This window comes from Longimicrobiaceae bacterium, assembly GCA_035936415.1.
Lineage (GTDB): Bacteria > Gemmatimonadota > Gemmatimonadetes > Longimicrobiales > Longimicrobiaceae > JAFAYN01.
In genome coordinates this window covers 24,767-42,409 of the sequence record DASYWD010000330.1, presented here as the reverse complement: position 1 = coordinate 42,409, position 17,643 = coordinate 24,767, and the positions used below count along the sequence as shown (strand labels likewise).

14 protein-coding genes and 1 tRNA gene are annotated in these 17,643 nt (G+C 72.6%); 10 read left to right on the top strand and 5 right to left on the bottom strand.

The window, feature by feature from the left end:
* Together VGR37_13630 and VGR37_13625 are read right to left on the bottom strand one after the other, a co-directional pair.
* Positions 1–848 (bottom strand): serine/threonine-protein kinase (locus VGR37_13630; GenBank protein ID HEV2148437.1); only part of this gene is annotated, 848 nt, incomplete at its 3' end.
* Positions 849–912: 64 nt separating this feature from the next.
* Positions 913–2,208 carry a L,D-transpeptidase family protein gene (locus tag VGR37_13625; protein ID HEV2148436.1) on the bottom strand — a complete coding sequence of 432 codons (1,296 nt, stop codon included), beginning with the start codon at positions 2,206–2,208 and terminating at the stop codon, positions 913–915.
* A gap of 226 nt (positions 2,209–2,434) precedes the next feature.
* Here VGR37_13625 and VGR37_13620 point away from each other — a divergent pair.
* From VGR37_13620 to VGR37_13610, 3 genes are all read left to right on the top strand, one after another.
* Positions 2,435–2,517 (top strand) — tRNA-Ser (locus VGR37_13620).
* An 81-nt stretch (positions 2,518–2,598) separates the two neighbouring features.
* A complete protein-coding gene (locus tag VGR37_13615) occupies positions 2,599–3,351 on the top strand; it encodes a class I SAM-dependent methyltransferase (GenBank protein HEV2148435.1) in 753 nt (250 codons plus the stop codon).
* A 70-nt stretch (positions 3,352–3,421) separates the two neighbouring features.
* Positions 3,422–4,075 (top strand): hypothetical protein, encoded by a 654-nt coding sequence (locus VGR37_13610; GenBank protein HEV2148434.1) that lies wholly within the window; start codon positions 3,422–3,424, stop codon positions 4,073–4,075.
* A gap of 19 nt (positions 4,076–4,094) precedes the next feature.
* Here the strand turns inward: VGR37_13610 and VGR37_13605 are convergent, their stop codons facing one another.
* Positions 4,095–4,727 carry a TetR/AcrR family transcriptional regulator gene (locus VGR37_13605; protein ID HEV2148433.1) on the bottom strand — a complete coding sequence of 211 codons (633 nt, stop codon included), beginning with the start codon at positions 4,725–4,727 and terminating at the stop codon, positions 4,095–4,097.
* A 471-nt stretch (positions 4,728–5,198) separates the two neighbouring features.
* Between VGR37_13605 and hppD the strand changes: the two genes are divergently transcribed.
* The 7 genes from hppD to VGR37_13570 all read left to right on the top strand — a co-directional run bounded on the left by hppD (position 5,199) and on the right by VGR37_13570 (position 13,798).
* The gene (gene hppD, locus VGR37_13600) at positions 5,199–6,311 is read left to right on the top strand and encodes a 4-hydroxyphenylpyruvate dioxygenase (GenBank protein HEV2148432.1); all 1,113 of its coding nucleotides are present in this window, start codon (positions 5,199–5,201) and stop codon (positions 6,309–6,311) included.
* 10 nt (positions 6,312–6,321) lie between these two features.
* Complete coding sequence (locus VGR37_13595; protein HEV2148431.1) at positions 6,322–7,533, top strand: PLP-dependent aminotransferase family protein; 1,212 nt, start codon at positions 6,322–6,324, stop codon at positions 7,531–7,533.
* Complete coding sequence (locus tag VGR37_13590; GenBank protein ID HEV2148430.1) at positions 7,533–8,639, top strand: Ldh family oxidoreductase; 1,107 nt, start codon at positions 7,533–7,535, stop codon at positions 8,637–8,639. Before VGR37_13595 ends, VGR37_13590 begins: the two co-directional genes overlap by 1 nt.
* Positions 8,640–8,808: 169 nt before the next feature.
* Positions 8,809–9,573: an alpha/beta fold hydrolase gene (locus VGR37_13585; protein ID HEV2148429.1), complete on the top strand. Its 765-nt coding sequence runs from the start codon at positions 8,809–8,811 to the stop codon at positions 9,571–9,573.
* Positions 9,574–9,610: 37 nt separating this feature from the next.
* Positions 9,611–10,738 (top strand): capreomycidine synthase, encoded by a 1,128-nt coding sequence (gene vioD / locus VGR37_13580; GenBank protein HEV2148428.1) that lies wholly within the window; start codon positions 9,611–9,613, stop codon positions 10,736–10,738.
* 38 nt (positions 10,739–10,776) lie between these two features.
* A complete protein-coding gene (gntD, locus tag VGR37_13575) occupies positions 10,777–11,811 on the top strand; it encodes a guanitoxin biosynthesis L-enduracididine beta-hydroxylase GntD (protein ID HEV2148427.1) in 1,035 nt (344 codons plus the stop codon).
* Positions 11,812–11,902: 91 nt separating this feature from the next.
* The gene (locus tag VGR37_13570; GenBank protein HEV2148426.1) at positions 11,903–13,798 is read left to right on the top strand and encodes a methyltransferase domain-containing protein; all 1,896 of its coding nucleotides are present in this window, start codon (positions 11,903–11,905) and stop codon (positions 13,796–13,798) included.
* 117 nt (positions 13,799–13,915) lie between these two features.
* On the opposite strand, the gene VGR37_13565 is transcribed toward VGR37_13570, so the two are convergent.
* Positions 13,916–14,794: a DNA/RNA non-specific endonuclease gene (locus VGR37_13565; GenBank protein HEV2148425.1), complete on the bottom strand. Its 879-nt coding sequence runs from the start codon at positions 14,792–14,794 to the stop codon at positions 13,916–13,918.
* Positions 14,795–14,897: 103 nt separating this feature from the next.
* Positions 14,898–17,519 (bottom strand): DNA mismatch repair protein MutS, encoded by a 2,622-nt coding sequence (mutS, locus tag VGR37_13560; protein ID HEV2148424.1) that lies wholly within the window; start codon positions 17,517–17,519, stop codon positions 14,898–14,900.
* Positions 17,520–17,643 lie beyond the last annotated feature (124 nt).

The following is a 17,643-nucleotide window of genomic DNA, read 5'->3' as shown; positions in this document are numbered from 1 at the left end:
GCTTCGGCCATGGCCCCGGCGTCGGGGAAGCGCTCCTCCGGGCGGATCCGCAGCGCGCGCTCCAGCACCGCGCGCAGCTCGGCCGGGGCCGCCGCCCAGCGCCCGCGGACCGGGAGGGGGACGTCCTCGCCGGCGCGAATCCGCTCGCGGTCGTCGTCCTCGAAGGGCCGCTCCCCCGCGAGCAGCTCGTAGCCGATGAGCCCCAGCTGGTACACGTCGGAGGCAGGGGTCATCACCCGCGCGCCGCGGAGCTGCTCCGGGGAGGCGTAGGCGGGGGAGTAGGCCACCATCCCGGTGCGGGTGAGGTCGTGCGCCGGCTCGGCCTCCAGCGGCTTGGCGATGCCGAAGTCCAGGAGGCACACGGACTCGATCTCCTCCCCGCCGGTCAGGAACACGTTGGCGGGCTTCACGTCGCGGTGCACCAGCCCCACCCGGTGTCCGGCCGCCAGCCCCCGCGCGGCCTCCCGGAGGACGCGCACGGACTCGGGAAGGGAGAGCCCCCCGGCCGCGGCGGCCTCCTTGAGGTCGCGCCCCTGCAGGAGCTCCATGACGATGAAGTCCAGGTCGAGCTCGGGGTCGGTGCCGTAGTCGTAGATCTGCACCACGTTGGGGTGGTGCGGGATGCTCGCGGCGGCGGCGGCCTCGCGCCGGAAGCGCGCGCGCAGGTCGGCGCGGGCGTCGCCCCCGCCCGCGGGGAGGCTCACCACCTTCACCGCCACCGGACGGCCCAGGTTGCGGTCCACGGCGCGGTAGACGACGCTCATCCCGCCGCTCCCGATCAGCTCCCGGACCTCGTAGCGCCCCGCCAGGGTCCGCCCCTGGAGCAGCCGCTGGTACGCCTGTGTCATCGGTCCCTCCCGGCCGGAGCGGCGGGGAGGAGCCCGCGCTCCGCCCCGCCCTGCGTCGTTCGGCTCATCCGCGCCCGGCGGTGTCGGCGCGGCTCCGCGCCGAAGGCCGTCCGGCGGTGGCGGTGTCGGAGCGGGTGTCCCGCGCGGCCGCGCCGCCGGTGCGGGTGTCGCGGAACTTCACCGGCGTCCCCTTGGCCACCCGCCTGCTCAGGAAGAGCGCGTCCCAGTTGGTGAGGCGGACGCACCCGGCCGAGGTGGTGTAGCCGATCGTCTCCGGGGCCTTGGTCCCGTGGATCCCGTAGTGCGGCTCCGACAGGTCCATCCACACCACGCCCACGGCGTTGTTGGGGCCTGCAGGGATCATCGCCTCCGGCTTGTCGTCCGGGACGTGCGCCAGGATCGACGGCTGGTAGTGCCAGGTCGGGTCCTCGGTTACGGAGACGATCCTGAAGTCGCCCTGCGGCGAGGGGTCGTACGAGGAGCCCAGGGTGGACGGGAAGTGGTACAGGATGCGCCCCTGGGCGTCCAGCGCGTGCACGAAGCTTCCCTGGCCGGACACCTCGATCCGCGCCACCTGCCCCTGCGCGCGGAACTCGGGGTCGCGCACGTTGGGGACCTGGATGGTCTGTCCGGCGCGGAGCGAGTCCAGCTTCGCGGCCGGGTTCAGCTTCTCCAGCAGCTCGGGGGAGACGTGGAAGGTCTCGCTCAGCTTCTCGGAGAGCGACTCGTAGCAGGTGCACTCCATCTTCGCGATCTGGTAGATCGCATCGTCGCCCTCGGGGAGGTCCACGAAGGGCCCCTTCACGTCCTCGGCGGTGAGGGTGTGCGCGCGGACGAGCTGCGCGGGCGCCCCGGCGAGCTGCACCAGCCGCGCGAAGGTGACGCTGTCCATCCGCGCCGTGGCGGGGAGCCCCTCGCGCTTCTGCAGCCAGTACACGGCCTTGGCGGTGTTCTTCCCCCAGCGCCCGTCGATCACCCCCGGCGAGAAGAGCGCGCGGTCCAGGAGGATCTGCGTGCGGAGCACGGTGGGACCGGCGACGTCGCCGTGCACGGGGAGGTGGACGGGCCCGCCGTTGACGCTGCGCGGGGTGATCTGCTCCCACTTCTCGGGGTTGCGCGCGGCGTCGCCCGCCGCGGCGGAGTCCAGCTGCACCACGGACTGCCAGGAGGCGTCCAGCCGCCCGCGCTCCAGCTCTTCGCGGGTGAGGCCGCGCTCGTCGCCCCAGTAGGGCGCGGCGGGCCGCGGGGTGCTGGCCCGGGCGACGCCGCGCTGCGACTGGGCGCGAGCCTCCGGCTCCTCGTCGCCGCCGCACGCGGCGAGCACGAGCAGGGCGGCGGGGATGTATGCGAATCGACTCATCTGGTTGTCCGGTTTCGCGTTGCACTGCGCATCGGGTGTGCCCGCGTCGTGCAAGCGGTATGCCCGGTGGGAAACTCCTGCGGGGGCGCGGGCCGGCGGGTCCGCGGGCGCGCGGCCCGGGCGGGGAGGGTGCGTCGAGAGGGGCGGACGGGTTGACGGGGAGGGGGAAAACTCCGAAATTTCGGGGTGCGCCGGGTCGGCCCTTCCGGGGGCGGGCGCGGTGCGGGGAGGGTTGGCAGAACGGCTATTGCACCGGTCTTGAAAACCGGCGTCCGAAAGGACTTCTGGGTTCGAGTCCCAGGCCCTCCGCTGGCCCCCGTGGCGCGCCCGTCGCCGCGGGGGCGTCCTTCTGCAGGCCGCCGTCCGCCACCCATCGCACCCTGCGCCATCATGCCCGGACCCCGGGAGGCGGCGTACACGCCGCGCCACGTCTTCAGCCGCAGCCGCATCCTCGCCTGGAGCCACCGCAGCCGCTTCCGGCGCGCCCGGATGCTCGTGCGCCCGTACGCGGGCGGGCGCCTGCTCGACTACGGGTGCGGCGACGGACTCTTCCTGGAGATGGTCCGGGACCTGTTCCCGGAGCGGGTCGGCACCGACGTGTGGGAGGCCCAGCTCGACGAGTGTCGTGAGCGGTACGCCGGCGACGCGGGGGTCTCCTTCCTCTCCCCGGCCGCCCTCGGGGCGGAGCACGACGGCGCCTACCCCGTGGTCACCTGCATGGAGGTGCTGGAGCACTGCCCGCCCGCGGAGCTGGAAGGGGTGCTCCGCGACCTGGCGCGGCTGGTGTCGCCCGGGGGGGTCGTGCTGGTCAGCGTCCCGGTGGAGCTGGGGCTCAGCCTCGCGCTGAAGCACTCCGTTCGCCTGGCGGCGTCGCTGCGCGGGCTGGGGCCGTACCGGGATCCCAACGAGCTGTACCGCCCCGGCGAGTTCCTGCGCATGGTCTTCGCCGGGGAGCGGACGTCGATCCCGCGGCCGGTCTACTGGTACGGACAGCACGGCCACAAGGGCTTCAACTGGCGCAGCCTGAGGGCCAGGCTTGCGCAGACGTTCGTGGTGGAGGACGTCTCGTTCTCGCCCCTCCCGCCCCTGCGCGGCGTGCTCAACAGCCAGGTCTGGCTCCGCTGCAGCCCGCGTCCGCACTAGCAGCCGCGTTCTTCCCCATGCGGCACCGGGCTTCCCGGGCCGCTCCACCCTCCAGCGCAGCATCCTCCGCATGGCCGTCCTCGTTCCCGCCCGCGGCAGCGAGCCCACCGACCCGGTCCGGGTCCGGGCTTTCGCCGCCTTCTTCAAGCGCTACATGAGCATCTCCTCCGTGGTGGCGGCGGCCCTGCCGATCCCCGTCACGGCGTTCGGGGTCATTCCCACGTACGGCGCCCACACCGGGCTGCTGTCGGCCTACACCTCGCTCTTCTGCTTCCTGGCGCTGGCGTTCATCTTCTACTCGCGCCACCAGTTCGCGCGGGTGATGTTCTCGGAGACGGTGTCCGGCAGCGCGCTGCTGAGGGCCGGGGCGTGGCTGCACCGCACGCTCGTCCAGCTCCTCCCCCTGGTGCTGATCGTCGGCTCGGCGTTCTGCCTGTACCGGTACCATTCGCTCCTGGACCTGTCCGTGGCGGCGGCCCACCCGGAGGAGGGCTCTCCGCTCGCGGGTACGCCGCTCGACCAGATCCCCCTCGGCACGGAGCTGGTGCTCTACTACATCGGGATCTTCGTCTGCGCGGAGGCGGCGTTCATCGTCATGGCGATCCGGGAGTACCTGCAGGACCTGGTCGGCCTTTCCGAGCAGGACCTGATCTTCGGCCGTGAAGCAGAGGATGCTGCGGAGCGGCGCCCCGACGGGCAGCCGATGATCGCGGCGGTGGGGTGACCGGGCGAGGTCACTCCGGTCAGCCCGCCTGCGCGCTGGGCATCGGCCGCGGGGACCCTGGGGAAGCCGCGCCGCCCGCCGGTGCGAACCGCCGCGCGAGCACCTCGCCGACCTCCCGGAGCGGATAGTGCTCGGGATCGAGCAGGTACTGCTGTACGCCGCCGTCCAGGGCCGCGACCAGGGCGCGCGCCTCCGTGGCCGGGTCGCCCGCGCCGGCTCCGGCGAGGAGCGCGGCGATCCTCGGCTCGAGCGCGGCCCAGTGGGCCGGTACGTCCCGCCCGAGCTCAGCGAGCACGTCCGGCTGCATCCGGAGCTGGTACACGAACCGCCAGGTGAGCGGATCCGCGCGCACGAGGCCGAGTGCGGCGTCGACCAGCCTGCGCAGGCGATCCGCCGATGGGCCGTCTCCGTCCGCCGCCTCCAGGGTGCGCTGCACCTGGCCCATGCTCCGCTCGAAGATGGCGCGGAGCAGCTCCCGCTTCGCCGGAAACCAGTTGTACATCAGGCTGCGCGAGACGCCGGCCTCCGCGGCGATCCGCCGTACCGATGCGCCGGTGTAGCCGTGGCGGGCGAACATCGCCAGCGCGCTCTGCACGATGTCCTCCCTGTGGTTTGCACTCTTGGGCTGCGAGCCCTCCGCTGAGCGCGTCATCTGCTCCTCCGGGTTGCGCATTTTCCGTCCTCTGAAGCCGGAGGACGTCGACCAGCTGAGCAGGGGCGCAACCCGGGTGCCTGCCGGCCGGGACGCGCTATTCCCTTACGGCTGCAGGCTTTGCGCGATGCCGGGAGGTGGGCGGGGAAGGCGGAGGTGGCTCGATTCGAGACATCGCGTTCCGCCTTGCTACAGCAGATGTTTTCTGTCTATCTACAAACCTGTCCCTAACTTATAGGCCGAGCCCTGCCAGCGTTTGAGGGTGGTGGCGCTCCAGCGGCGGCTCGCGTGAGGACGAGAGTGCCCCAGCCGCGCCGGATCGGGGCACTCTCGCCCATGTGGACCCTGGCGTGCGGGCAGGCCTTGCATTTTGAAATTAACGATGCGAATATAACCGGACGCATCCTGTGAGAGGAGGCCCTCCCGCGCTGGCTCGGGGCCGCCACGTACCCCAGAGGAAAGGCAGAGACCATGGCGAAGATCGAGGCAGAGGTCGCGACGGAGAGCGCCGTTCAGCTCCGGGGCATCGACCACGTGGAGATGTGGGTCGGGAATGCCTTTCAGGCGGCCCACTTCTACCGCACGATCTTCGGCTTCCGGCCCATCGCGCGGGCGGGCCTCGCTACCGGGGTCCGCGACCGCGCCTCCTTCGCGCTGGAGCAGGGCGGGGTACGGCTGGTGGTGAGCAGCGGGCTGGAGCCGGACGGCGCCATCGCGCGGCACGTGCACCGGCACGGAGACGGCGTGCGCGACGTGGCCTTCACCGTGGACGACGTGGAGCAGGCGTTCGAGGCTGCGGTCTCGCGCGGCGCCACTCCGATCATGGAGCCCACAGCCTACGCCGACGAGCACGGCCGGGTGGTCAAGGCCACCATCGGCGCCTTCGGCGACACGGTGCACTCCTTCATCCAGCGCGGCGACTACGCCGGGCGCTTCGTCCCGCACTTCCAGCCCGTGGACCACATGGGCCCGGCGGCGGCGGTCGGGCTCCTGGCCGTGGACCACGTCGCCGTCAGCCTGGAGGAAGGCGACCTGGACGCCATGGTGGACTTCTACACCCACGTGCTCGGCTTCCACCAGTCCAAGCACGAGATGATCTGGACCGAGCGGAGCGCGATGAACTCCAAGGTGGTGGAGGATCCCACCGGGACCATCAAGTTCCCCATGCAGGAGCCCGCCCCGAGCAAGGGCAGGTCGCAGGTCGAAGAGTACCTGGACTTCCACAAGGGCGCCGGGAGCCAGCACGTCGCCTACCTCACGGACGACATCTTCTCCGCCGTGCGCTCGCTGCAGCAGGACGGCATCAGGTTCCTGCGGGTCCCACAGACCTATTACGACGCGCTCGAGGCCCGGATCGGGCCGGTCGATCCCGGCGACATGGCGGCGGCCCGCGAGCTGGGGGTGCTGATCGACCGCGAGGAGGAGGGGGTCCTGCTCCAGACCTTTACGGAGCCGCTGGAGGGCCGCCCCACCTTCTTCGTGGAGGTGATCGAGCGGCGCGGCGCCCACGGCTTCGGCGCCGGGAACATCAAGGCGCTCTTCGAGGCGCTGGAGGCCGAGCAGGCGCTCCGGGGCAACATCTGACCCTCCGCACATGACCGCCACGGCCACGCCCGCCGCGGAGGCCCCGGAGCTCGCCCTCTGGGCCCGCGAGATCCGCCCCTCTGCACTGCAGACCATGCTCGCCCGCAGCGCCGAGCCGGGCGTGCTGTCGCTCGCGCTGGGGCTTCCCGCCCCGGAGCTGTTCCCGGCCGCCGGGCTCGCCGAGGCCTCCGCGCGTGTGCTGGCGCGGGACGCCGCCGCGCTGCAGTACTCGCCGCCCTTCCTCCCCCTCAAGCACCAGGTGGTGGAGCTGATGCGGCGGCGCGGGGTGGAGTGCGCCGTCGAGCAGGTGTTCCTCACGGCGGGCGGGCAGCAGGGGATGAGCCTTCTCACCCGGATCCTGCTGAACCCCGGGGGGAAGGTGCTCACCGAGCGGCTCTGCTACACCGGGTTCCAGCAGGCGGTGGAGCCCTTCCGGCCCGAGGTGCTCACCGTCCCCACCGACCTGGACACCGGGATCGACGTGGACGCGGTGGAGGCGCTCCTCGCGGCGGGGGAGCGCCCGGCGCTGATCTACGTCGTCACCGACGGGAGCAACCCGCTGGGGGTGAGCGTCAGCGCGGAGAAGCGGCGCCGGCTGGTGGAGCTGGCCAGTGAGCACCGCGTCCCGCTGCTGGAGGACGACGCCTACGGCTTCTTCCAGTACCTGGACGACCCCCTGCCTCCCCTGCGGGCGCTGGACGACCGCTGGGTGCTCTACATGGGCACCTTCTCCAAGATCTTCGCGCCCGCGCTCCGCGTGGGGTGGCTGGTGGTTCCGGAGGCGCTGGTCCGTCCGCTCGCGATCGTCAAGGAGGCCACGGACATCAACACCAGCACCTTCACCCAGCGGGTGATCTCCGCCTTCATCGCCGAGGGGCGCCTCCCCGCGCACCTGGACGCGCTGCGTCGCGAGTACGGCGCCCGGCGCGACGCGATGGACGCCGCGCTCCGCGAGCACCTGGGGCACGTGGCTCGCTGGCGGACCCCCACCGCCGGCGTGTTCACCTGGGTGGAGCTCCCCGACGGGACCGACGCCACCGCGCTCCTGGCGACCGCGCTGGACACCGAGGGCGTGGCGTTCTTCCCGGGGAGCGCCTTCGCTGTGGGCAGCGACGGGCACGCCTCCCACTGCCTGCGGCTCAACTTCTCCCATTGCGGCCCCGAGCGGATCCGCGAGGGGGTGGCCCGCCTGGGGCGGGTGGTGCGGGAGGCGTGCGCCTGATGGGGAGCGCGGCGGAGGCCTCGCCCGCGGCCGAGGTGTTCCCCATCGAGCGGCTGCGGGAGTTCTCGGAGGGGGTGTTCCGCTCGTGCGGCCTTCCGGGCCAGGACGCGCGGCTCGCCGCGGACGTCCTCGCCACCGCGGACCTGCGGGGGATCGACACCCACGGGGTGGCGCGGCTGGGACAGTACCACGAGATGTTCCGGCGCGGATGGATCAACCCCCGCCCGGAGCTGCGCATCGTCCGCGAGCTGCCGGGGACGGCCACAGTGGACGGCGACAACGGGCTGGGGCTGGTGGTGGGCCCCCGCGCCACCGGCATCGCCATGGAGAAGGCGGAGGCGGTGGGGTGCGGCTCCGTCGCCGTGCGCAACAGCAATCACTTCGGGATCGGCGAGTACTACGCGCTCCAGGGGCTCCCGCGCGACCTGATCGTGTGGGCCATGACCAACTCGCCGCCCCAGGTGGCGCCGCTCTGGGGCGCCGAGCGGATGCTGGGGACGAACCCCATGGCGATCGCCTTCCCGGCCGGCGACGAGCCGCCGGTGGTGATCGACGTCACCACCAGCGCCATGGCGTTCGGCAAGGTGGAGCACGCGGCACGCAGGGGGGAGCGGATCCCGGAGGGGTGCGCGACCGACCGCGAGGGGCGGCCGACCACCGACCCGCGCGAGATGCTGGACGGCGGCGCCCTCCTCCCTCTGGGCGGCGACTTCGCCCACGGCGGCCACAAGGGGTACTGCCTCGCCACCCTGGTGGACATGCTCTCCGCCGTGCTCAGCGGGGCCAACTGGGGGCCCTTTCCGCCGCCCTTCCCGGCGGACCTCCCGGCCCCGGCGCGCTCCGTGGGGAAGGGGGTGGGGCACTTCTTCCTGGCGCTGCGGATCGACGGCTTCATCGACCCCGACGAGTTCCGGAGCCGGGCCGACGACTGGATCCGCACCATCCGCGGCACCCGCCCCGCGGCGGGCACCCCGGGGCCCATGATCCCCGGCGAGCCCAACCGGCGCGCGGAGGAGAGGCGCCGCGCCGAGGGGGTGCCGGTGATCGCCGCGGTGGTGGAGGAGCTGCGGCGTCTCTCCGCCCGGACCGGCGTCGCCTTCGACTGACGCCGCCTCAACATGTTGCGGGTATTTCACGACAGCCGGGGGTTGCGAACTCGGTAGAGGGAGCGTAACTTTGGCGCTCCCGGTGGGCAAAAGTCCCGGTACGCACGTTTACATCCGGCCAGGATGGTGGGCGCCGCGAGCCCGCTGCGGCCCCGAACGGTGGAAGGAAGTGAACCAGGCAGCGAAGTCCGCCCTCGTCGTCGATGCAGACCGCCCCGGGCCGGGGGTGCGCCTGCGGCTCTTCTGCCTTCCCTACGCCGGGGGGGGCGCAGCCGTGTACCGCGAGTGGGGACGCCTGGTGCCGCCCGAGGTGCAGCTCCTCCCCGTGCACCTCCCGGGGCGGGGGAACCGCTTCGGCGAGCCGCCGGTGACCCGTTCCGACGCACTGGTGGAGCGGCTGGCGGAGGAGCTGGATCCGTTCCTGGACCTCCCCTTCGCCCTGTTCGGGCACAGCATGGGGGCCATGCTGGCCTTCGAGCTGACCCGGCGCCTCCGGGCGCGGGGAGGGCCGCGCCCCGAGATCCTCCTGGTTTCCGGACGCCGGGCCCCGGACCGGCCCAGCGGGAAGCGCCCGCTGCACGCCCTGCCGGAGAGCGAGTTCCGGGACGAGCTGAGGGGCCTGAACGGCACCCCGGACGAGATCCTGGAGCACCCGGAGCTGATGGAGCTGTTCTCGCCCATCCTGCGGGCCGACTTCGAGCTGTGCGAGACGTACGCGCTCCGCGAGGAGGAGCCGCTCGACCTCCCCATCTCCGCCTTCGGGGGGCTGGAGGACACGGACGTCGGCCGCGACGACCTCCTCGCCTGGCGGAAGCACACCTGCGCTCCCTTCAGGCTGCGCATGTTCCCCGGCGGACACTTCTTCCTGAGCGGGGCGCGCACCCAGCTCGTGCACGCCGTGTCCGAGGACCTGATGCGCCTGGCGCTCCGCTGAGGAGCGGGGCTCCACCGCAACCACCCCTGGACGAGCCATGAAGCTGCCGCCGGCGCTCCTCGAGAACTGGATGCGCGACTACTACTTCGACACCGACCTCGACCTCGGGAGCAGCGGCGTCGACGACTTCACCATGGTGGACCTCCGCCGGCTGCTGGGGCTCACCGAGGCCGACTTCGACCGCGTGGTCTTCGCCGACAGCATGTCGCTGGGCGGGGAGGGGCTGCGCCGCGCCCTGGCCGACCGGTGGCTGGGGGGCGACACGTCGCGCGTCATGGCCACCCACGGCTCCAGCGAGGCCAACTTCCTCCTGGACCACGCGCTCCTCCGGCCGGGCGACGAGGTGGTGGTGCTGGACCCCTGCTACCCCCAGCTCTTCGCCATCGCCGAGGCGCTCGGGTGCACCCTCAAGCAGTGGCCGCTCCGCTGGGAGAACGGCTTCGTCCCGGACGTGGAGGAAGCGAAGCGCCTCATCGGCCCGCGCACGCGGATGGTGGTGGTCAACTTCCCCCACAACCCCACCGGCGCGACGCTCGCCCCGGAGCAGCAGGACGAGCTGATCGCCGCGTGCGAGCGGGTGGGCGCCTACCTGCTCTGCGACAACGCCTTCCAGGAGCTCGTCCACGACGGCCCGCCGCTCCCCGAGCCGGTGCTCCGGTACGAGCGCGCCATCTCCACCGGCACCTTCTCCAAGGCGTACGGGCTCCCGGGGCTGCGGGTGGGGTGGTGCTTCGCCGCACCGGAGGTCCTGGAGCAGATGGTCCGGGTCCGCGACTATGTCACGCTGCACCTCTCGCCGCTGGTGGAGATGATCGCCGAGCGCGCGATCGACGGGGCCGACCGGCTCCTGGCGGAGCGCCTGGGGCTGGCGCGGATGAACCGCGAGGTCGTGGCGGAGTGGGTCGAGGACCACGCCGACTTCGTGGAGTGGGTGCCGCCCCGGGGTGGCGTCGCCGCCTTCCCCCGGCTCCACGCGGTGCCGGACGTGGAGGCGTTCTGCCACCGTCTCGCCCAGGAGCAGCGGGTGCTCCTGGTGCCGGGGAGCTGCTTCGGCCACCCGCAGCACGTACGGCTGGGGTTCGGCCGCTCCACCCGGGTGCTGGAGGAGGGCCTCGCCCGTCTCTCGCACCTGCTGCAGGGAACCGCGGCGCCCGCGCTGGTCTGAGGCGCTGCCCACACACGTCCACAATCGGAGAGACCGTCATGTCCAAGGTGGTGCTGAGCGGCGACGAGATCGAGGCCATCCGCAGCCTCCTCGGCGAGGTCGCCGGGCGCTACGGATCCCCCGAGGACCCGGAGTTCCTGCGGCAGGCCGACGTGTTCGCGCACGAGCTGCCGCGCCGCGTCCGCGCCGCGCTGCGCGAGTTCCGGCTCACCGAGCCGAAGGGCGCGCTCCTGGTGGTCTCCGGCTACCCGGTGGACCAGGAGAAGGTCGGCCCCACGCCGAAGCACTGGAGGGAAAAGGACCCCGCGAACCGGACCACGGAAGAGGAGATGCTCCTCGTCCTCCTGGGCTCGCTCCTGGGCGACGTGATCGGCTGGTCCACCCAGCAGGACGGCCGGATCGTCCACGACATCTTCCCCATCCAGGGGCACGAGCACGAGCAGCTGGGGAGCGGAAGCGAGGAGCTCCTCACCTGGCACACCGAGGACGCCTTCCACCCGTATCGGGGCGACTACCTGGGGCTGATGTGCCTCCGCAACCCGGACGGCGTCCCCACCACCTTCGCCTCGCTGGAGCGGGTGCTCCTCACCCCGGAGCAGGTCCGCGTCCTTTCCGAGCCGCACTTCACCATCCGCCCGGACGAGTCGCACCTGGCGAAGAACCGCGGCAAGCAGAACGGCCGCTCCCCCGAGGAGGAGGCGCTGCTGCAGCGCGCCTACGCCAGGATCGAGCAGATGTGGAGCTCGCCGGAGAGGGTCGCGATCTTCTCGGGCGGCGGCGACTCGCCCTACCTGCGGCTGGATCCGTACTTCATGGACCCGGTCCGCGACAACCACGATGCGCAGGCCGCGCTCGACGAGCTGATCCGCCAGGTGGACTCCGTCATCGAGGACCAGGTGCTCGGTCCCGGCGACTTCATCTTCGTGGACAACTACAAGGCGGTGCACGGCCGAAAGCCGTTCCGGGCCCGCTACGACGGGACGGACCGCTGGCTCAAGCGGGTCAACATCACCCGCGACCTGCGCAAGTCGCGCGACGTCCGCCTCACGCCGGACTCCCGCGTCATCCACTGACGCGCGCCGCGCCCCACCGCCCCCCTCGCGGCCCCGAGCACGCCGGGGCGGTCCGGCGGACGTCCGCGCACATGCATCGAGGAGGTTTCGAATGGCGATCGACCAGGGCACGCGGGGACTCGCCGAGCCGGCGCCGGCACCCGCGTCGAGCGGGCCATTGCACGACCGGGGGGTGCGGAGCGCTCCCCCCGCCGCGGCGGCTCCGCTCTCCCGCGAGGCGAAGCGGGTCCGCGATGGGCTGGGGCTCCCCATCACGGCCCTCCCCGGCGTGGAGCGGGAGGGCCGCGCCTACCTGCACGACCACTCGGAGGCGCTGAACCGGCTGATCGTGGGCGAGGCATCGGAGGCGGGGATCTGGCGCTTCCTGCGGGCGCACCTCCCCGCGGACGCCTTCGCGGCGCTGCGGGGCCGCGCGCGGGTGGCGTTCTCGCCGCTCTGGGAGCGCGACGAGCTGAAAGCGCTGGAAGGGCGCGACCTGGCCGGGCTGGAGGCGGAGTGGAAGGCGCGCATCGCGGCGCACCCGCGCTGGTCGGCGGTGTCCGCGGTGATCCGCGACCGCGGCGACTACGCGGCCATCTGGCGCGACATCCTGGGCGGCGACTTCGATCTGCGCGGCCGCGGCGCGGAGTACACGCGGGGGATGGAGGCCTTCCAGGCGAGCCGCTGGCTGGGTGCGCGCACCCTCCTGGAGCTGCTCGGCGCGCGCGGCGGGGATCCCGGGATCTTCCTGGACGTGCTGGGGGGAGACGGCTACGTCTGGCGGCTGCTGGAGGCGGAGAAGGGGGTCGCGGACACGCGGCTGGTGATCGTGGAGGACGACCACCTCTTCTTCGGGGAGGGGGAGGCGGTCCCCGCCGGGCTCCCGGAGCTCATGCGGCGCCTGGCGGAGACGGACGCGCACGTGGCGGTGGTGGTGGTCCGCCCGGAGGAGGGCGCGAGCGAAGACGACGAGGGCCGCGGTGAGGCGCGCTACCGCGCGCGCGTCCTGGCCGCCCCCGCCGGCGAGCTCGCCGTCTCCGCGGAGACGGCCGTCGCCGGCGCGGAGCTGCTGCACCTGGTGCACGCGGGCGAGGCGTCGTGGCTGGTGGCCGCCGACGCCGCGGGCCTCCCCACGGTGGCGGAGCGGGCGGAGGCCCTCGTCGCGGCCGGGCGGGACTCGCGGGACGGGGCGCTGATCGTGACCAACGACATCTCCCCCCACATGTTCTACCGGGCGGGGCTGTGGGGGCTCCCCACGCGCGAGGACGCCACCCGCCTGTCGCGGAGCTTCCACGCGGACTCGCTGGACGGGGTGCTCTTCGCCTACGGGACGCACCACATCCCGGACATGTTCGCGGCCACGCGCGAGGCCCGCGCGGTGATGAAGCCGGGGGCCGTGGTGGTGGTGCACGACTTCTTCGACGAAGGGCCGGCGGGGCAGTGGTTCCACCACGTGGTGGACAAGCACAGCAAGACGGGGCACGACATCCCGCACATCGGCCCGGTGCAGATGGCCGTGGTGCTCTTCGCGGCCGGCTTCCAGGATGTGGCGCTGCACGAGACGCAGGACCCCTTCTTCTTCGCCAGCGGTGCCGGAGAGGAGAAGGCCAGGGACCTCGCGCTCCACTACCTCCTGGGGATGTACGGCATGGAGGAGAGCTTCCGCGGGCGCCTGGACCACTTCGAGGCGGTGGTGAAGACGGTGCTCACCTACCCCGAGGTGAACGAGACTCCGGTCTTCACGGAGGAATTCGTCTACGTGCCCCGCCGCGCGGTGGTCGCGCGTGCCCGCCGCCCGGAGGGCGAGGCGCCCCGCTATGCGGCGGGCGACCGGGTGCTGATCCGGGCCATCACGGAGCTGTTCCGGCAGGAGCCGGACGAGGTCATGCGCCGCGCCGGGGCGCCGGAGGAGGTCCGGCAGTACTGGTTCGGCGCCGACGGGAGCCGCTGGGGGATTTCCCCGGAGCGGCAGCGGGAGTGGTTGGAGTGGGCGCAGACGGTGGTCTGAGCCGCGCCTCGGCTTCCCTTGTGACGAACCGCCCCGGACCGTGATGGCCCGGGGCGGTCCTGGTCTGTGGCTCTGTCCTCACGCGAAGGTGGTGAGCCGCATTTGCGGTTCTCCCCCTCAGGTGCGGCCCTCCCAGTACGTCTCGATGCTGTCCGGGAGCTTGTGCAGGAAGTCGCAGTTGGTGAACGACTCCAGGCGGTCCACGGTGGTCCGGTACGCGGTCCAGTCGTTGGCGGCGATCCCCGTGACGTTGGGCATGTCCACGGCGATCACCTGCAGGCTGGAGTTGGAGGTGACGTTGGCGAGGCCCTGCCCGTACGGCATGATCACCGCGATCTTCCAGGTGTAGCGCGGGATCGTGACCTTCCCCTCGCCCTTCAGCGTCCCGTAGCTCCCGCTGCCGCCCGCGATCAGGTAGATCTCCTTGTTCGAGTTCTGCGCCAGGCCCTGCAGGTACGCCTCGAACCTGTACCAGGGGCCTGCGTTCAGGTCGTGCGTCTGCGGGAGGATGTTGGTCATCAGGAAGGTCAGCTTGTTGTCGTCCGAGGACCAGGTGCGCTCCTCGCTCCGCACCATGTGGCCGCGGTCGTAGCCGCCGTTGGTGTAGTCGGACGACACCACGCGGTACATGCCGTCGGGGAGGGTGGGGTCCGCGTAGAACGAGCTGGAGCGCGGAGCGTCGCCGTAGTGCGTCTTGTTCAGGTTCCAGGAGACCCAGTTGGGCCCGCCCTTGTTCTGGTTGTAGGAGAGGTAGTGCGTCCGCTTGGACAGGCGGTAGTCCGTGGTGCTGGTCAGGCTCCCGCACGCCGGGATCCCGAACTCCACGTGGCTGCGGTAGATGGCGCTGGGGTACGTGTAGTACGAGGGCTGCTCCGGCGGCACCGCCGGGGCGGTGGGGACGGCCCCGTCCCGCGCGCACGCGGCGAGCAGGACAGCGGCGAGAGGCGCCAGCGCCGCGAGGGTACGGCGGGACGACGCGCCACGGGTGGGGTGCATGCTGGGGCTCCTGGAGTGGGGACGGGTGGTCGGGGAAGGCGTCGTATAATATGCGGGCTACACCGTGAATGCGAGCGCTGCGGCGCCGCCCGTACCGAAAGGGCTATCCCTTCGCCCCGTCCAGCTCCGTCCGCAGCTCGGCGAGCAGCGCCAGCGCGTCCAGCGGGGTCGTCCGATTGGGGTCGAGCGCCCGGATGCGCTCGGCCACCCGGCGCTCCGGGCCGGGCGCCTCCGGGGCGGCGGCGCGGGCCGCCGTGTCCGCGGCGAAGACCTCCTCGGCCAGGTGCTCGATGACGCGGCTCTCTGCCGAACGGGAGCCCTCCAGCGTGCGCAGGATCTCCCGGGCGCGGGCGATCACCCCGGGCGGGATCCCGGCCATGCGCGCCACCTCGATCCCGTAGGAGCGGTCGGCGCCGCCGGGGGCCAGCCGGTGCAGGAAGACGATGCGGTCACCCTCCTCGCGCGCCTCCACGTTGAAGTTGACCACCCCCGGGAGGAGGTCGGCGAGCTGGGTGAGCTCGTGGTAGTGGGTGGCGAAGATGGTCTTCGCCTCCATGACCCCGTGCAGGTGCTCGGTGATGGCCCAGGCCAGGCTCACCCCGTCCCAGGTGGCGGTGCCGCGCCCCACCTCGTCCATCAGGACCAGCGAGCGGCGCGAGCCGCCGTTCAGGATGGTGGCGCACTCGCTCGCCTCCACCATGAAGGTGCTCTGGCCGCGCACCAGGTTGTCCGAGGCGCCCACGCGCGTGAACACCCGGTCGCAGACGCCCACGGAGGCGCGGTCCGCCGGGACGAAGGCGCCTACCTGCGCCAGGAGCTGCACCAGCCCCACCATGCGCAGCAGCGTGGACTTCCCGGCCATGTTGGGGCCGGTGAGGATCATCACCCGCCCCTCCTCGTCCAGCACCACGTCGTTGGGGATGTAGCGGTCGCGCGGCATCATGGTCTCCACCACGGGGTGGCGCCCCCCGCGGACCTCCAGCCGGTAGCCGTCGTGCACCTCCGGGCGCGTGTAGCCGCGGCGCACGGCGCACTCGGCGAGGCCGGCGAGCACGTCCAGCGTCGCGACGCGCACCGCGGCGTCCTGGAAGCGCTTCACCTGGGTGGCGAGCGCCTGCCGCAGCTCGCCGAAGAGGCGCGCCTCCATCTCCGCGATCCGCTCCTCCGCCCCCAGGATCCGGCCCTCCCACTCCTTCAGCTCGCCGGTGACGAAGCGCTCCAGGTTGGCGAGGGTCTGCTTGCGCTCGTACTCGCCGGGGACGCGGTCGGCGTGGCTGCGCGGCACCTCCAGGAAGTACCCGAAGACGCGGTTGTAGCCCACCTTGAGGCTGGTGATCCCGCTCCGCTCGCGCTCCCGCGCCTGGAGCCGCGCCATCCAGTCGGTGCCGCCCTCGCGCAGGGTGCGCAGCTCGTCCAGCTCCGGGTCGAAGCCGGCGCGGATCACCCCCTCCCCCTCGGCGAAGGTGGCGGCGGGGGCATCGGCCAGGGTGCGGTCGATCCGCTCGCGCACGTCGTCCAGCGGGTCCAGCGTACGGAGCAGCTTCCGCAGCGGCCCGGAGCCGGCGCTCTCCTCCAGCCGGCCGAGCCGGGGGAGGCGGGCCAGCGAGTCGGCCAGCGTCCGCATCTCCCGCGGGCCGATGCGCCCGGAGGCCACCTTGTTCGCCAGGCGCTCCAGGTCGCGCACCTGGGCCAGCTCGCGGCGGACGCGCCCGCGCAGCTCGCCGTCGTCCACCAGCTCGGCCACGGACTCCTGGCGCGCGTGGATCCGGTCGAGCGCCACCATCGGCCGGAGGAGCCAGCCTCGCAGCAGGCGCGCGCCCATGGGGGTGAGCGTCTCGTCCACCACCCCCAGCAGCGTCCCCTCGCCGGGCTTCATCCCCGGCTCGCGGCGGAGCGGCTCCGTGAGCTCCAGGTTGCGGCGGGTCATCTCGTCCAGCACCATGGCCTCGCCGGGGCGCTCCAGCCGCGGCGGGCGCAGGTTGCCGACGCCCCCGGGCTGCACCTCGCGCAGGTACGCAAGCAGGCCGCCGAGCGCGGAGACCAGCGCCTCGTCCTGGGGGCCGATGCCGAACCCTTCGGGCGACTGCACGCCGTAGCGGAAGCAGATCTCGTCCCAGGCGAAGCGCGCGTCGAACATCACCTGCGGACGGCGGGTCACGCGGACCCGGTCCAGCCCCGCCAGCTCGTGGCCGCCCCATTCGGCGGGGACGAGCAGCTCCGCGGGCTCGATGCGCGCCAGCTCGGACTCCAGCGTCTCGGCGCTGGCGGAGGTCACCACCACCTCGCCGGTGGAAACGTCCGCCGCCGCCAGGCCCATCTCGCCGTTGGGGTCGCCGGTGAGCGCGGCCAGGAAGTTGTTGCGGCGCTCCTGGAGGAGCCCGTCCGCGAAGTGCACGCCGGGCGTGACCACCTCCGTCACCTCGCGCCGCACGGTCCCCTTCGCCTCGGCGGGGTCCTCCACCTGCTCGCATAGCGCGACGCGGAACCCCTCGCCCGCCAGGCGCTCCACGTACTCGTCGCGCGACTTCGCCGGCACGCCGGCCATGGGGATGGCGCCGGGGCCGCCCTTGCCGGTGAGCGTGAGCCCCAGCACGCGGACGCCCACGTCCGCGTCCGGCCCGAGCAGCTCGTAGAAGTCGCCGACGCGGATCATCACCACCGCGTCGGGGTGCTTCTCCTTGGCCGTCTGCCACTGCTTCATCAGTGGGGTGCTCGCTCCCGACATCGCTTCTCCGCTGGGTTTTCCGTTTTCCTCCGCCCGCGCACCGCCGTCCACCCTGTTACACCGCAACACCTTCGGGGATCACCCGAAAGTCCGGTTTTTCCCGCGGGCTGGTGCGCCGTCCGCG

What these genes read in the sequence shown, in the direction of transcription:
- mutS (HEV2148424.1), bottom strand. Translation starts at nt 17,519, where the DNA reads ATGTCGGGAGCGAGCACCCCACTGATGAAGCAGTGGCAGACGGCCAAG.
- VGR37_13565 (HEV2148425.1), bottom strand. Translation starts at nt 14,794, where the DNA reads ATGCACCCCACCCGTGGCGCGTCGTCCCGCCGTACCCTCGCGGCGCTG.
- VGR37_13595 (HEV2148431.1), top strand. Translation starts at nt 6,322, where the DNA reads ATGACCGCCACGGCCACGCCCGCCGCGGAGGCCCCGGAGCTCGCCCTC.
- vioD (HEV2148428.1), top strand. Translation starts at nt 9,611, where the DNA reads ATGAAGCTGCCGCCGGCGCTCCTCGAGAACTGGATGCGCGACTACTAC.
- VGR37_13590 (HEV2148430.1), top strand. Translation starts at nt 7,533, where the DNA reads ATGGGGAGCGCGGCGGAGGCCTCGCCCGCGGCCGAGGTGTTCCCCATC.
- VGR37_13610 (HEV2148434.1), top strand. Translation starts at nt 3,422, where the DNA reads ATGGCCGTCCTCGTTCCCGCCCGCGGCAGCGAGCCCACCGACCCGGTC.
- hppD (HEV2148432.1), top strand. Translation starts at nt 5,199, where the DNA reads ATGGCGAAGATCGAGGCAGAGGTCGCGACGGAGAGCGCCGTTCAGCTC.
- VGR37_13570 (HEV2148426.1), top strand. Translation starts at nt 11,903, where the DNA reads ATGGCGATCGACCAGGGCACGCGGGGACTCGCCGAGCCGGCGCCGGCA.
- VGR37_13605 (HEV2148433.1), bottom strand. Translation starts at nt 4,727, where the DNA reads ATGACGCGCTCAGCGGAGGGCTCGCAGCCCAAGAGTGCAAACCACAGG.
- VGR37_13625 (HEV2148436.1), bottom strand. Translation starts at nt 2,208, where the DNA reads ATGAGTCGATTCGCATACATCCCCGCCGCCCTGCTCGTGCTCGCCGCG.
- VGR37_13615 (HEV2148435.1), top strand. Translation starts at nt 2,599, where the DNA reads ATGCCCGGACCCCGGGAGGCGGCGTACACGCCGCGCCACGTCTTCAGC.
- gntD (HEV2148427.1), top strand. Translation starts at nt 10,777, where the DNA reads ATGTCCAAGGTGGTGCTGAGCGGCGACGAGATCGAGGCCATCCGCAGC.